The sequence below is a fragment of the Vibrio sp. LaRot3 genome (assembly GCF_027587025.1).
GTDB lineage: Bacteria > Pseudomonadota > Gammaproteobacteria > Enterobacterales > Vibrionaceae > Vibrio.
Genome location: NZ_JAPPTI010000002.1, coordinates 22,802 through 37,058 on the forward strand (window position 1 = coordinate 22,802; position 14,257 = coordinate 37,058).

The following is a 14,257-nucleotide window of genomic DNA, read 5'->3' on the forward strand; positions in this document are numbered from 1 at the left end:
TTAAGCTGTTTTATGCGCCCTTGTTTTACCCTGTGATTGGCGATTTGCGACCAACAAAAATAAACCAAATAGGGTCATGGCATAAAGCATTGACCAGCCCAAGCAAATAAACAGAAGTAAGCAGACGACGGAGGCTACCAACGCCATCAATTTATGTTTTCCGTTGAATAGCTGCACGGCAGATAGCATGGCGATCAAATAAACTAAGACAAAAATACCATTAGCCAGTTTGACGAATACCTCTAAATCTAATCCGCTCACTTCACCCACAACACATGAGATGGCTAATACGACCGCGATGACGAATGTCGCGTTGGCCGGTACACCTTGCGCAGATAGGTTGGCTATTCGACTCGATGGACGATACGCTCGGGTTTGAACCCATAACATTCTCGATAAGCTTTGGGTATAAAGGTTGATACTTGCAAAACAGGCGGTAAAGCCCAGCAGACTGATTAACCAGTGGAATTTCGCGCCAAACAACTGATCTGCGATGAAAGGAATAGAACCTGAATCAAACTGCGCAGAACCGTAAGCGTGGTATTTCAAGATAACCACAGAGCCCGCCCAATAAGTAGCCCCCGCGATGAGGCAACCGATGATCAGTGCAATCGGAAAGTCGCGTTGAGGGTTTTTAAACTCTTCTCCCATATGGGCGAACGCTTCAATGCCTAAGAAACACCAAAACATAACTGCAATAGCGGCGGCAATGGATGGCAGCTTGTTTGCGCTTAGCTCTGGCATTTGAATGTCACTTGTTGTGACATTGCCAAACCATACAAGGCAAACCACGAAGGCAAAAATAGCCATGGCTATGCCTGCTTGTAATCGACCAGATGATTGACTTCCCAATAAGTTGACCATGACTAACAGCCCAATCGTGATTAGCTGCGACACCAAAGGATAAGAAAGCTGGCTAGGCAACAGTGGCTGAAGAAATCCGCCAGCTAAAGCAATGGCAGCGGGAACCCCAACAGGTATGATACTCAAGAAAAGCCAAGCAATGGTTTTTTCGAGCTTTGGATTGAATGCTTGCCTGACAAAGAAAGCGGTTCCGCCAGCGTTGGGGAAACGCTTACCTAAATGGGCAAACGTAAGGGCGATAGGTAAGACGGCAACGAAGAGCAATAGCCAAGCCCATAGAGAATAAGCGCCAGCGATGCCCGCGGCAATTGCAGGAACCATAAACAATCCCGTACCGAGCAGAGTCGTCGAGAGCTGCCCGATACCGGAAAGTAACGTAATTTCTTGTTTTAGTTTGGCCATCATCGCGCTCCATGCATAATTATCCGCTAACAAGTAGCTTATCGAACTCAGCGTTGCCTATCATTAAGCAAAATGTCGGAGTTGGCTGTCATATTGACGGTAATTTGTTTCTAAGCCGTCACTTTGCGGCTTTTCATACTATGCGCTGCTCATGTAATATGCAGAGAATCAACAGGATAAGTTGACCTAACACTAGAGGTACTATGGATCAGTTTGACAGCAAAATAGTGGCGATACTGAAAGACAATGCTCGTATGTCAGTGAGTGATATCGCACGACAGGTAAACTTGTCACGCTCGGCCGTGACAGCGAGAATTCAGAAGTTAGAGAATGAAGGGGTGATAATGGGTTATCACGCCAATGTTCGTCAAAGTGGTCAATCTTCCTTGATAAAAGCGTACTTGGCGCTGAAATTTGATACCTCTAGCTCGACGAAATTCTGTGAGTCCTACGCTGCGAAAATCTACCAAATTGATGGCGTAAAATGGAGCCGTGCGATTAGTGGTGAAACCGATATGATGTTGTATGTGGAGACGCCAACCATGGAAAGCTTGAATGATATTCGCAATCAGCTTCATCGCTTTCCTGAACTTCGCCATCTAACCACTCATACAGTGCTGACTGAGTTTTTTAATACCTTAACCAATGATTAGTCATATCAACTTAAATTTGCTGCGCTCACTACAAGTGTTATTACAAGAGTGCCATGTAAGCCTAGCGGCGCAGCGATTAAACCTCACCCAGTCTGCAGTCAGCCGACAGCTTGCTCAGCTGCGGGAGCTTACCGCAGACCCATTGTTGGTGAGAGAGGGCAATCAACTTGTCCCTACTTCTCGGGCGTTGAGTATTCAAGCAAAACTCAATCAGATACTTGGCGAAGTGGATGAACTGCTGAGCGACAGGCCATTTGAGCCGTCTCAGTGGCAACAGGAGTTCGTGTTCTCATCCAGTGATTATGTGGCTCAGTTTATTGTGCCTGAAGTTACCGCATTGTTGGCAGAGCAAGCGCCTAGTGTTGATTTTAGTTATCAACTGTTTAAGCCCAACTATCTCCATGAGCTCCACCCAAGAGGGATAGACTTGGCATCAACCATGTTGCCGCATCAACCTGAGCACCTATCGAGTATTAAACTCGGACAAGATTATTCGGTTGTACTTATGCGCCAGCAACACCCGCTGAGCTTGGTTGAGATGCTTTCGAACGAGGATATTGTTCGCTATCCGCACCTCAAGGTCACTGGTGGGGGAGACAAAGACAGCCACGCAGATTTACAGCTCAAACAACAGAGCTACAAAAGACGCATTGCGGTGAAAGTGCCGTTTTTTAATGTCGCCGTCGATACGCTATTAACCAGTGACTTGCTGATGATCGTACCTGAGCATATTGCACTGACTCTATGTAATAAGGCAGCGTTAACCTATAAGGCGTTGCCTTTCACAACCTCACCTCACCAATATTGGTTAATGTGGCATCCTAAGTTTGATGGCGATGCGGCACATCAATGGATGCGAGAACAAATTCTCAATGTAATGACTCATTCTACCTATTCGATTGGTATGAAGTGAAGTCATAGCTAAGATGCGAAACTTTGATTTCAATTCATTCTATATCTCGCATAATCTGATGACATTGTTTTAATGTTGGAAAGGAAAACAAGGTGACGATTAGTATTTGGTTATCCCTATTTACGATTTGTCTTTTGGGGGCGATGTCTCCCGGGCCAAGCTTAGCCATGGTAGCAAAACACAGCTTAGCTGGGGGAAGAGTGAATGGCTTAGTCGCCGCTTGGGCACACGCATTTGGCATTGGTATTTACGCCTTTATAACTATCATCGGCTTAGCGGTGGTATTACAGCAGTCACCTCTACTATTTAAAGTCATCAGTTACTCAGGCGCGGCGTATTTACTCTATCTTGGTATTAATGCGCTGCGTTCAAAAGGGGGAGTCGCGGCAAAGCTTAAATCTGGAGAACAAACCAGTTTGTGGCAATCTGCTCGAGAGGGCTTTTTGATTTCCATTTTAAGCCCCAAAATCGCTCTGTTTTTTATCGCCCTGTTTAGCCAGTTTGTTGCGGTAAGCAGTAGTTGGGTAGGCAAAGCTGTGGTGGTGGGGACACCGCTCATTGTCGATGGGCTATGGTATAGCTTAATTACGCTGTTGCTTTCTAGTTCTAAGTTTATTGATAAAATCCGTACTAAAGCGCAATTGATCGATAGGCTTTCGGGTATGATTCTCATATTGTTGGCAATTCGCGTTGTGATGATGGTTTAGAAGGAAAAATTATGATTCGGCTAGGGGTAATAGGCACAAACTGGATCACCGATCAGTTTGTGCAAGGGGCATTGGAGTCAGGCGAGTATCGGTTAAGTGCTGTTTATTCTCGTTCGTTAAGTTCGGCCGCACAGTTTGCAGACAAGTACCAAGATGGTGCTTCGATACAGCTCTTTGATGATCTTGATTTATTAGCTGCCTCAAACGATGTGGATGCGATTTATATCGCTAGCCCGAACTCGCTTCATGCTCCACAGAGCATTCAAATGCTTGCGGCGGGTAAACACGTGATTTGTGAAAAGCCAATCGCTGCCAACGCTGACCTTGCTGATCAAATGTATCAGACCGCCAAAGAAAACAACGTTGTATTGTTTGAGGCGTTTATGTCTTGCCACACGCCTAACTTTAAGCTCATTAAACAAAAGCTACCGACGTTAGGTAAACTGAGTAAAGCGTTTATTACTTATTGCCAGTATTCTTCTCGCTACGATAAGTACCTTGCGGGAGAAAACCCGAACACGTTTAATCCTCAATTTGCCAATGGGTCAATTATGGACATTGGGTACTATTGCTTGGCATCGGCGGTGTCTTTATTTGGTAAGCCCAAGACTGTGAATGCCGTTGGGCAGTTATTAGAATCTGGCGTGGATGGCAATGGTAGTGTCATCTTAGGCTATGACACATTCGAGGTGGTGCTACAACACTCCAAAACAAGCAACTCCTATTTGCCGAGTGAGATTCAAGGTGAAGCTGGTGCATTGTTGATCAATATGATTTCGATAGCGGAGAAAGTGACCCATGTTCGTAAAGGCGAGCAGCCAGAAGATATTAGTCTGCCTCAGTTTGAAAACCGTATGCGTTACGAAGCGGAAGCGTTCGCTGAGCAAGTCAAAACCAATACAATGGATAAAGAGTGCATGGAGCGATCGTTGCTCGTTGCACAGCTCCTAACAGAGATTCGCCGCCAAGTCGGTGTGGTGTTTCCACAAGATAAGTAAAGAGAACAGGTATGCAAGCTGAAGTTAAATGGGTTGAAGGTTTTAAGTTTCTAGGTCAATCGCAGTCAGGCCATTCAATTGTGATGGATGGTAATGGTGGAGAAACCGCACCAAGCCCAATGGAGATGGTATTAATGGCTGCTGGTGGGTGCAGTTCTGTCGACGTGGTGGATGGTCTGAAAGAAGCGGGTGAAAAAGTTGCGACGTGTGTGGCTAAGCTCACTACAGAACGCCGTGACACAGCGCCGCGAATTTTCACTCAGGTGAACATTCACTTTGAAGTTAGCGGCGACAACCTTGCTGTCGAAGTAGTAGATAAAGTGTGTGCCGATTCTTTAGAAAAATATTGTTCAGTGTGCCTAATGTTAGGAAAAGGCGTTGAGATGACTCACAGCTGGGAAATTGTTGAGTAATTTTTCTCATCGCGATTGATTTATAGATTAACTAAAAAAGGAGAGGCACTGGAACGTGCTTCTCCTTTTGTATTATTCCGAGCTGTCAGCAAAATAAACTCGGTATTCCAGATAGCAAACGAAGGTGCTTTATAATTCTTACTTAAAAAGTACTACCGTTTGATCTTTGTGTAAATTGACAATTCCCATTTGGTTTTATTTTGCTTCAGAAAAAAATTTAAAGCAGGGATGTTTCACGAATCTATGTAATAGATAGTTTTATCATTAGCATTTGTTGGCGCAATAGTGACGGTATTTTGTCGAATAGTATGATGGTTATTCTGTCACCGCCGCTGCAACGTCAAATCTAGAATTATGACTCTAATCACATCTGAACAGGCTAAATATATTTGTCTAGCATGGAATATAATTTGTCTTTCTTTAGAGGTTTAGACAGATAATCATCCATTCCTACATCAATGCATTTTTTTATATCCTGATCGAGCACACTCGCAGTTAAAGCGACAATTGGCGTTGATGGCAAATTGTTTTGCTGCTCAAACTTGCGGATCTCTTGCGTCGCGGTAAAACCATCCATTTCTGGCATCATGCAATCCATCAGCATCATTTGGTAACGTGCGCCTTGTTTGACCTTATTGAGCGCTTCTAGGCCATTATGAGCGATATCAAATTGATAGTTGGCCTTACGTAAAAATAGCGATACCACTTGTTGGTTCACGTTATTGTCTTCGACAATCAATATCCTTTCTGGTGGTTGCTTTTCATCATGGTCAGCATTTGTTGTAGTCGAGTCCGTTTGATGTAGCTTACGTTCATAGAGGGCTTCTTTTGATTGCTGGATGGTAGACATGACTCGCGAGCCAAGAATGGGGAATTTGATCAGGCCATCTATCGCGTCGTTGAAATCTGCGTCTGCGGTTTCTAGGCGTTGAATAACAATCAGCGGTGTGTTTGGTGCCAGTTGACTCAGCTGTTCTATCTGTTTCTTGGTCGCTTCAGCGACGTGATGGTAAAGGAAGATGATATCGCATGTTATTGCGTGGCCAACATCTTGGATGATGGTGGTTTTCTCGATGCCATGGAACACGAGGTTTTTCTCTAGCTGATTGGCTACTTGTTCGTCATTACAAATGATACAAGCGTGTTTTGTCGCAATGTGAGACTTACGTGGTGTTCTCTCAAGCATGTTTACGGGGAGGGTAAAGTAGAAGCGACTTCCTTGGTCTTTTTCGGATTCGACTTGTAGCTTACCGCCCATTAATTCGACCAGTTGGGTACTAATGCTTAAGCCAAGCCCAGTCCCTCCAAATTCACGCGTAATTGACCCATCTTCTTGCTTAAAGGGCTCGAAGATTGAAGCTTGTTTATCTTTATCAATGCCAATTCCACTGTCTTTGACTGAGAAGGTCAGCTCTGTTCGACCATCAATAAATTTGGCGGCGACCGATATTGTAATGCTGCCTTGTTTGGTGAATTTTACCGCGTTCGACATCAGGTTTATCAGCACTTGGCGTAAACGATGCTCGTCGAGTTCGACGTTGTAAGGGGTGTCGTCTGCGATTTCAATATTCAGCTGCAACCCTTTTTCGGTCGTTTTACCTGCAATCATGGAGGCGGTGTCGAAAATGGCTTCTCTTACGTGTGATGGATAAGGGGTAATTTCAATATGACCTGACTCAATTTTAGACAAGTCCAAAATATCGTTAATCAGCATCAGCAGGGTTTGGGATGAGGTTTCAATTGTGTCGAGGTAGTCGCGCTGATTGGGGCTTAAACGAGTGTCGGACATAATTTGAGACATACCAATGATGCCATTCAATGGCGTTCTTATCTCATGGGACATGTTGGCCAAAAATGCGCTTTTGGCTTTATTGGAATTTTGAGCCTCATTCTCTGAGCTCATCAGTCTTTTCTCTAATTTGGCGATAGACCAAGTGGCGTAAGCCATTATGACGGCTAAAGTGATGACCAAAGCAGATAAAATAACGTGCAGCTCATTGTCTAAGGCATCCAGTTTTTGCTCAATTTGAACCGGAACTACTTGATGCATGGATGCAAGCTTCGCTTCGACATTATGTATTTCTCGACGTAGGCTGCCATGCAAACCGGAGTTATGGTCATAACCAAAACTTTGGTAGGCACGTTGTAATTGAGTAAAGGTATTCTGATAGTCGGCTATAGCATTGCGTACGACTTCGCTATCACCGGAAGAAAGAAACGAGAGTTTAAATAAGTGCTGTTGGGTGAGGGAGAGTTGCTCGTTAGAAAAATTACGGAAGAAATAATAGGTACTTTCTTGAAGGTTGATCAACGTCTCGTGATATCGATCATCTCCTTTGCTCAATAAGACCCGCTCTAGGTTAAACCAAGAGTCTTTGACGGTCTCAATTAGGCCTGTTTTATCTTCACCTTCGATTAAGATTTTTTGCTGAGCTAGTTCATTGAGTGTATGGGCGTAATTATCGATCGCTAATTGGATATGGTCTGTTGGGAACTGGGTTTGAAAATCATATTTATCTAAGTAGAGTTGGATTTTTTCAACGCTTTCTTTTAGCACTTCAATATTATTTGTCGCTTGCTGAATATATTTGAGGTTTACCCGGCTGATAAAGTCTTGTTCTTGGCGTCGTATTTCTAGCATCAACGCTTCTGAATTGGAAATAGAGACTTGTAGATTCCGCAAATCGCTTTCCAAGCTTTTGTAATAATGGTTAATGGAAGCAAACGCGATAACAAAACCAATAACTAGCGCACTCGCGACCAGCATTTGGAGTTTAATTGATTGCCTGACTGACATTGTGAGCCTTTATAAATTATCTATTGTTTTTATTAGCCTAGACGAGTTTTCGTCAATCAGGGTAAAAGGTTTAGATAATTAGAGGTTGGTAGGGCTTGGCTTTAGAATGGGTTGACCGCCATAACTTTTGTACCAAAGTGACACTAAAATGAGTGAGTTGGTATTGATATTGAACGCGGTGTTACTTCCGCCATTTTCATATTGACCAGTAGGTATGCTGCGCGAGTTTAAACTATTTTCTAACACCGCTTGCCCTAGCATCTCACTGTAGTCATCTGAAAATAGCACGCTAAAACCAAACGCGACCTTATGGCTCAGTATTTGGGGGTTCTCAATGACTTTTCCACTTGGGCTCACACTAGTCCATGGCTTACCGTAATAAAACAGGTTGTTGTAAGCAAACCACGGGTTCTTGTTCATGGCATCTTCAGCGAAGCTATACAGTTTATCTTTTTGTTCGGCCTTCTGTTTATGCAGGTTATAGATGGTTTCTAACTGATTCCATTCATCTTTTTGCCCAAATTCAATGCTGCCAAGAATGTAAGGGTCACTGGTCATAAACGGCACGTTGCGTGTGTCTATTTCGAGTGGTGAGCCATTTATGGAGACTGATGTTAGGTATTTATTGAGATCAGGCAGTGGGACAGAGTAATCAAACATTTCGAAACCCGTCGCTGCGTATTGTAGGTAACCGTGACGGCCTTCTTGTCGGTAATATTCTTTACCTTTATACAGTTTTGCGCCATATAAAGTCCCTTTGTGGACCGCTTTATCGAGTTTCCAGTGATCAATCAGTTTAACAATTTGGGGTTCTAATTCGGGGTGTTGTTGACACAAGATTTTAAGCCAAATGAGTAGGCGGCCGATGTCTAAAGCAGACCATCCGTTGCCATTACTTTTTGACTGGCTTAATCGACCAGAAGGAAGACCTGTCTTGGTACTGTATTCTCGGTTAGGTAGCCAGTTTTTGTAGAGCGGCATGCTATTGAGAGTGGCGAGCGTTTTTTCTAGCTCTGAATGGGTTTGTTCTGAGGTTTTTAGACCGAGAGCTTCAAGGGCGAGGGTGGCGGCTATGCCGCTTGCGACGTCCCACATGGTTGTATGCGGGTAGCCTTGCACTGAGTCCCATAGACCTGTGTGATCTCGCCTGTTTCTCTCAAAATAGTATTGGGCTTTTTTTGCTAACAGTTTTTCATTTCTGTTTAACGGTTTGATTGGCTCATGATGATGCTTGAGTTCAACTAGATCGTTGTGTTCCTCGTTTATTTCGTCATCATTTTCTTCTTTGATTTGTGGAGCGATCACTCTGCGGTGAAAAGAATGCGATCGGGCAGGCTCTGCAATGACGCCTCCGATGCTGCGTTGGCCATAAAAACTGATTTCAGGTTGTTCATTTTCTACAATAGCGTCTGACTCCGTTTCTGATGAAGCAGATAAAGAGAAAGCGCAACCGAGCAGACACCAAACCGCTTGTTTGAACATTAATATGCAATTCCATTCGCAAATAACCACTAAGGTAATGATAATACAAGATTTGTATAATGCGAGAAGTGGGGGGAATTAATCTTAGTAAATGCGCTAAAGAATTTATTGTTGATAATTTGAACAATTTTCTTGAGCTTGTGGGTCATATAAGTAAAATAACCACAACAACGGACAGTACTGGCTTATTGGCCCTTTTTAACTAGGGATAGCATGAGTTAGGAATATACTGTTATGCGTAATTTCTGTGATTTTGTTCAGAGCTTGGGTTTCGGTCAATGTACTTTGCCGAGCTGCAATTCGATTTCTGATCTGTTTTTTCACTACCAATCTCCTCAGTATCAACTTGAAGAGTCAGCCAAGCTGCGTATTCAAGACTATTTGTCTCGTGAAACCTTGTATTTGGATTCTTTTGCTACCGATGAAGCGGCAGACTTTGCTTTAGCGTTTTCATTTGGTGATAGCGAATGTGTCAACATAGAGTTAGCAGAGCAACTTGCTATGTTGCATCAGCAGCACCCCAATTTACCCTTATTTGCACAGCAAGAAATCGCCAGCCATTTGGCGACGGTAACGCACTACGCAATTAGAAATGATGATTACCAAACAACTCTTGATGTCGCGAAAAGTGCCAAAGGTCAGCAACAGGGAATTAACGTTCTAATTGTGGCACAAGCTTGGCATGCAAAGCGCTGCATTGAGACATGCCAATCGTTGGGGCTCAATGTGGTAGGTTTGAAAGTGGTGAATCAGTTCCCGAAAAATGACCCTCAACCTTGGGTGAGAAACCCAATAAACTGGATCATAAAAGAGAGCCATCGCACCATAGCGACTGGGTATGAAGTGAGCCAGCGTTATCAATTGGTATAAATCTAAGTCTCTCTTTTTTGGTGAAAACCAACGAGATTAAAATCTAAGTCTATACTCAACTATATAATTATATGCAACTAAGTTGGTTGGGCTATGAAAGGCAAGGATATCAATCCGTTTGTTGCTGTGCGCAGAGAATTCTGGGCAGCAATTTTCTTTAGTTTAGGTGTGAACTTACTGGTATTGGCTGTACCGGTTTATAGCTTGCAGCTGTTCGACAGAGTGATGGGCAGCGCAAGTATTGAAACCATGATAGCTTTGCTGTGCATAACGCTATTCTTGGTGACTTCTCAGGCAGTGCTAGAGCATATTCGCACATTGTTGATGCAACGTTCGGCTTTGAAATTGGACACCCAGTTAAGCGGTGACTTGCTCGCGAGTAGTATCGCAGAATCCTCAAAATCGAATCGGATCGAAAAGCATGCATTACAGGATCTTTCAATTCTTCGTGGTTTTCTCGTTGCTCCGTCAACCTCATCTATTTTAGACCTTCCTTTTACGCCACTCTTTTTGTTGTTGCTGTTTGTCCTTCACCCTTACATTGGCGTTGTTGCACTTGTCGGCGTGCTGCTGTTTATGGGGCTGGCAATGCTGATGATGTTTGGTGGCCGAAGATTAAGTGCACAGGCGCAAGAAACCACAGCGAAAGTGAGCATGGAGCTTAACGATTACTTACGCAACGCTCCAACACTGAAAGCGATGGGAATGAGTAGCAATGTTGGTAAAACATGGGAGAAAACTAATTCAGATGTGCTCAAGTTGCAGTGGCTAGTGAATTCACGAGCAGGTTTACTGTTGGCCATCAGCCGTTATTTCAGAACCTTGCTGCAAGTCGCTGTGCTTACGACGGGTGTGTTCTTAGCGCTCAATCAGCAGTTGGGTATTGGTTCGGTGATCGCAAGTTCTATTCTTATTGGGCGAGTGCTGAGCCCTTTTGAAAGCGCAGTTAGTGGCTGGAAATCTTGGTACACCGCGTATCGCGCGTGGCGTAGCTTGAACAGCCGAGTAGAGGCTGGGTTTGAAGTGAGTAAAACTCTCCTTCCAGAACCCAAAGGTGAGATCCAATTTAACAACGTTAGCTTGAAGTTTCCAAATGCGAAAAGCCCAGTTATTCAGGGAGTTAACTTTAAGCTCGGCGCAGGTAATGCACTGGCGGTGATGGGAAACTCAGGCTCAGGGAAATCCACACTGGCCAGTTTGTTGATGGGGATACATCAACCCTCGGTGGGTGAAATCAAAATTGATGGCGCGACCATCGAAAAGTGGGATATCAATCAATTTGGTCAATACATAGGCTACCTTCCTCAGCACGTTGGGCTATTGGCAGGTACGGTTAAGCAAAATATTTGTCGCTTCACTCAGGGGAACGATCAAGATGTGGTAAAAGCCGCCAAGCTTGCTTGCATACACGAACTTATCATGGCACTTCCAGAAGGCTATGACACCTATATTGGCGAAGGTGGCGTAATGCTCTCTGGGGGGCAAAAGCAACGCATCGGATTGGCAAGGGCCATTTACTCTAATCCTCGGGTATTGGTGCTTGATGAACCAAACTCAAACCTTGATCCAGAAGGCGAAACTGCCTTGGCGATCGTTCTGCAACATTGCAAAGAAAACCATATTACCGTGGTGATGATCAGTCATCGCCCGGGTTTCTTGCGTCAAATGGATTGGGTCATCAAGTTAAAAGATGGCCGAGTCGAAAAGGCCGGAACGTGCGAACAGTTCCTTGGTTTACAGGTGGAAGGTGAGTTACCTGAACCTAGCTCGGTTAAAACGGCTTAAGGGGGCGTTATGGAAAATGGATTTAGTACAAAACGCTTAATTATGATTGGCAGCGTAGTGGTTATAGCCACTGTCGGAGGCTTTTTCGCTTGGGCGACTTCGATGCCGCTCAGTTCTGCCTCTGTTGCTCAGGGCAGTCTCGTGGTTGAAAGTAAGCGAAAGCAGATTCAGCACCTACAAGGAGGTTGGGTAAAAGAGGTGTTCGTCAAAGAAGGTGAAAAGGTGGAGAAGGGGCAACCTTTAGTTGAACTTTCAGACACCAAAGCGGAAGCCGATTATCGACGTTACCTTTATCGCAGCTATTCGTTATTGGCTCAGCAAGCCAGATTACGCGCCTTGTCTCAGCAGGAAACAAGCATTACATGGCCGCAAGAATTAAAGCAGCAAAATGAAGATGGACTAGTGATAGAGACGCTGCTCTCTAGTGAGGGCGTGCAGTTTGAACAAGCGCAGCTAAGACGTGAACTTATCGAATCGCAATATGAGCAGCAGACCGCGCTGTTTCAAGAAAAGATAAAAGGAAGCAAGTTTCAGCGTCGCGCAATTACTACTCAACGTGATTTAGTTCAGCAAGAGATCAACATGACCAAGGGCTTGGTCGCTAAAGGGTATGTGTCTAAAACGCGTATGCTAGAACTTAAGCGACACAGTGCTCGGATTACCGCAGAACTTGCCGAAATCTCGTTGGCGGTAGATGTCGCTACTCGCGAGCTTGAAACGTTAGAGCAAAAATATCAAAACCAGATCCTCGATTTAGACCGCGAATATTCCACTCAATTGAAAGCTATTAACGATGAGCTAAGAGATGTACAGCAAGTCATTAAAACTGCGCAAGATATCCGTTCTCGAATACTGATTCGTAGCGAGTTTGAGGGCAGCGTGGTTGGTTTGAATATTTCCAGCATTGGTGGCGTGATTAAGCCGGGGCAAGTGTTAATGGAAATTGTCCCAGAAAGCGATGAGTTGATTGTTGAGGCCATTGTTTCCCCGAAAGATATAGATGTGGTGAGGCAGGGGCAGTTAGCACGAGTTAGGTTAACGGCGTATAGCGCCCGCAATACACCGCCAGTAGAAGGTGAGGTGCTTCATGTCTCTGCGGATAGGGTACTACCAAAAGGCGAGGGTAATGAAGCTAGCCCCGGGTATTTGGTGACCATTAAGTTTGATCGCCATGGTTTGTCTGAGCTAGAGCAGAACCACAATGTCGAGTTGTATCCGGGGATGTTGACTGAAGTGCTGATTATCGGTGAGGAAAGAACGTTATGGGATTACCTCGTGAGCCCGTTAGTTAGCGGAATGCAAAAAGCAATGAGGGAAGCGTGATGAACGAAGATATGCTTTTCTGGTTAGGTTTTTATGGTTTGTTCTTTGTACTAACGACGGCGGTGGGTATTTGGAAAAACAATACCGTTGCGGGCATTTTACTTGGTTACGTGCTGGGCCCAATAGGCTTGCTGTTACTGTTGTTTAGTCATGACCGACGACATGGAAAGTGCCCCCATTGCGCCGCGAAAGTGGATCGCCATGCTTATCATTGCCCTCACTGTAAACAGAAGTGCTATCGCCAACTGGTTGAGGAGTAAGCAATGAAAACACTCGGTTATGTAGCATTAGTACTGGTTGCTGCGTGTCTTGGTGGTGCCAGTTATGCTTTGTTGCAATCTAGCAGTCAGCAACAAGTTGAATTCTCAAACGAGTTGGAAGAAAAACAGCAAAAGATAGCGGCTTTGAATGAACAACTTGAATTGCTCTCAACTGAGTTGATGTTTGAGCAATTGATGTCTGAGGCTCATCAGCTTTCCTACCAACGCCAATTGGAAGGGCTTGCGCAAAAACTAGAGCAAGAGTATCAACAGCAAATCGCATCGCTTTCTCAGCAATTGAGTGAAGAAGAGGCGCGTTCTCAGAGCCTCAAATCCAAACTGCTTGCGAGCGAAAAATCCGCTAAAAATTATCGCTATCAATACTTTGCTTTAAAGAAAACCAGCGATAAACAGGAGCAAGCGTTATTGCAAAAATATCAGGCTAAGCAGCAGTTGTTAGAAGCAGAATCAAGCTTAGAAATACAAAAGCAGCGGGCGCGATTAGAACAACAATACTCTGAAACCGCCAAGTTGACGCAAGTAGAGCAGAGAGTGGATGAATTGATGACGTCTTTTTCGAAGTTAAGGGTGGACATGGATATCGTCAATACCTGCGATCAGAATTATCTCGACCGTTACAGCGATGCGAAAAGCTTACTCAGCCAAATGCGAACATTCGTCCATAACAATGAAATGAGCAATGAATACTATCAATTTGTCATCTCTAATGATGCGCAGATATCACGTAAAACGCGTGAGATTTGTTTGGAGAATTAGGGCTAAAGCTGAA

13 protein-coding genes are annotated in these 14,257 nt (G+C 44.3%); 10 read left to right on the forward strand and 3 right to left on the reverse strand.

Annotated elements, in window-relative coordinates:
- Complete coding sequence (yjeH, locus tag OH461_RS06865) at window positions 1–1,266, reverse strand: L-methionine/branched-chain amino acid transporter (RefSeq protein WP_270020284.1); 1,266 nt, start codon at window positions 1,264–1,266, stop codon at window positions 1–3.
- Between the two features lie 203 nt (window positions 1,267–1,469).
- Between yjeH and OH461_RS06870 the strand changes: the two genes are divergently transcribed.
- From OH461_RS06870 to OH461_RS06890, 5 genes are all read left to right on the forward strand, one after another.
- Window positions 1,470–1,919, forward strand: a complete 450-nt coding sequence (locus OH461_RS06870; RefSeq protein ID WP_270019896.1) for an Lrp/AsnC family transcriptional regulator — start codon at window positions 1,470–1,472, stop codon at window positions 1,917–1,919.
- Window positions 1,912–2,832, forward strand: a complete 921-nt coding sequence (locus OH461_RS06875; protein ID WP_270019897.1) for a LysR family transcriptional regulator — start codon at window positions 1,912–1,914, stop codon at window positions 2,830–2,832. Before OH461_RS06870 ends, OH461_RS06875 begins: the two co-directional genes overlap by 8 nt.
- Window positions 2,833–2,924: 92 nt before the next feature.
- Complete coding sequence (locus tag OH461_RS06880; protein WP_270019898.1) at window positions 2,925–3,539, forward strand: LysE family translocator; 615 nt, start codon at window positions 2,925–2,927, stop codon at window positions 3,537–3,539.
- Between the two features lie 11 nt (window positions 3,540–3,550).
- Window positions 3,551–4,537 carry a Gfo/Idh/MocA family protein gene (locus tag OH461_RS06885; protein WP_270019899.1) on the forward strand — a complete coding sequence of 329 codons (987 nt, stop codon included), beginning with the start codon at window positions 3,551–3,553 and terminating at the stop codon, window positions 4,535–4,537.
- Between the two features lie 11 nt (window positions 4,538–4,548).
- Window positions 4,549–4,950, forward strand: coding sequence for an OsmC family protein (locus OH461_RS06890; protein ID WP_270019900.1), 402 nt, complete (start codon window positions 4,549–4,551; stop codon window positions 4,948–4,950).
- A 379-nt stretch (window positions 4,951–5,329) separates the two neighbouring features.
- Here OH461_RS06890 and OH461_RS06895 read toward each other — a convergent pair whose 3' ends face one another.
- Together OH461_RS06895 and OH461_RS06900 are read right to left on the reverse strand one after the other, a co-directional pair.
- Complete coding sequence (locus tag OH461_RS06895) at window positions 5,330–7,747, reverse strand: hybrid sensor histidine kinase/response regulator (RefSeq protein ID WP_270019901.1); 2,418 nt, start codon at window positions 7,745–7,747, stop codon at window positions 5,330–5,332.
- Window positions 7,748–7,825: 78 nt separating this feature from the next.
- Window positions 7,826–9,229, reverse strand: coding sequence for a DUF3131 domain-containing protein (locus OH461_RS06900; protein ID WP_270019902.1), 1,404 nt, complete (start codon window positions 9,227–9,229; stop codon window positions 7,826–7,828).
- A gap of 234 nt (window positions 9,230–9,463) precedes the next feature.
- Here OH461_RS06900 and OH461_RS06905 point away from each other — a divergent pair, with 234 nt between their 5' ends.
- From OH461_RS06905 to OH461_RS06925, 5 genes are all read left to right on the forward strand, one after another.
- Window positions 9,464–10,099, forward strand: coding sequence for a hypothetical protein (locus OH461_RS06905; protein ID WP_270019903.1), 636 nt, complete (start codon window positions 9,464–9,466; stop codon window positions 10,097–10,099).
- Between the two features lie 93 nt (window positions 10,100–10,192).
- Window positions 10,193–11,884, forward strand: coding sequence for a type I secretion system permease/ATPase (locus tag OH461_RS06910; protein ID WP_270019904.1), 1,692 nt, complete (start codon window positions 10,193–10,195; stop codon window positions 11,882–11,884).
- A gap of 9 nt (window positions 11,885–11,893) precedes the next feature.
- Complete coding sequence (locus tag OH461_RS06915; protein WP_270019905.1) at window positions 11,894–13,207, forward strand: HlyD family type I secretion periplasmic adaptor subunit; 1,314 nt, start codon at window positions 11,894–11,896, stop codon at window positions 13,205–13,207.
- Window positions 13,207–13,467 carry a hypothetical protein gene (locus OH461_RS06920; protein ID WP_270019906.1) on the forward strand — a complete coding sequence of 87 codons (261 nt, stop codon included), beginning with the start codon at window positions 13,207–13,209 and terminating at the stop codon, window positions 13,465–13,467. The genes OH461_RS06915 and OH461_RS06920 overlap by 1 nt, the downstream gene beginning before the upstream one ends.
- 3 nt (window positions 13,468–13,470) lie before the next feature.
- The gene (locus OH461_RS06925) at window positions 13,471–14,244 is read left to right on the forward strand and encodes a hypothetical protein (RefSeq protein WP_270019907.1); all 774 of its coding nucleotides are present in this window, start codon (window positions 13,471–13,473) and stop codon (window positions 14,242–14,244) included.
- Window positions 14,245–14,257 lie beyond the last annotated feature (13 nt).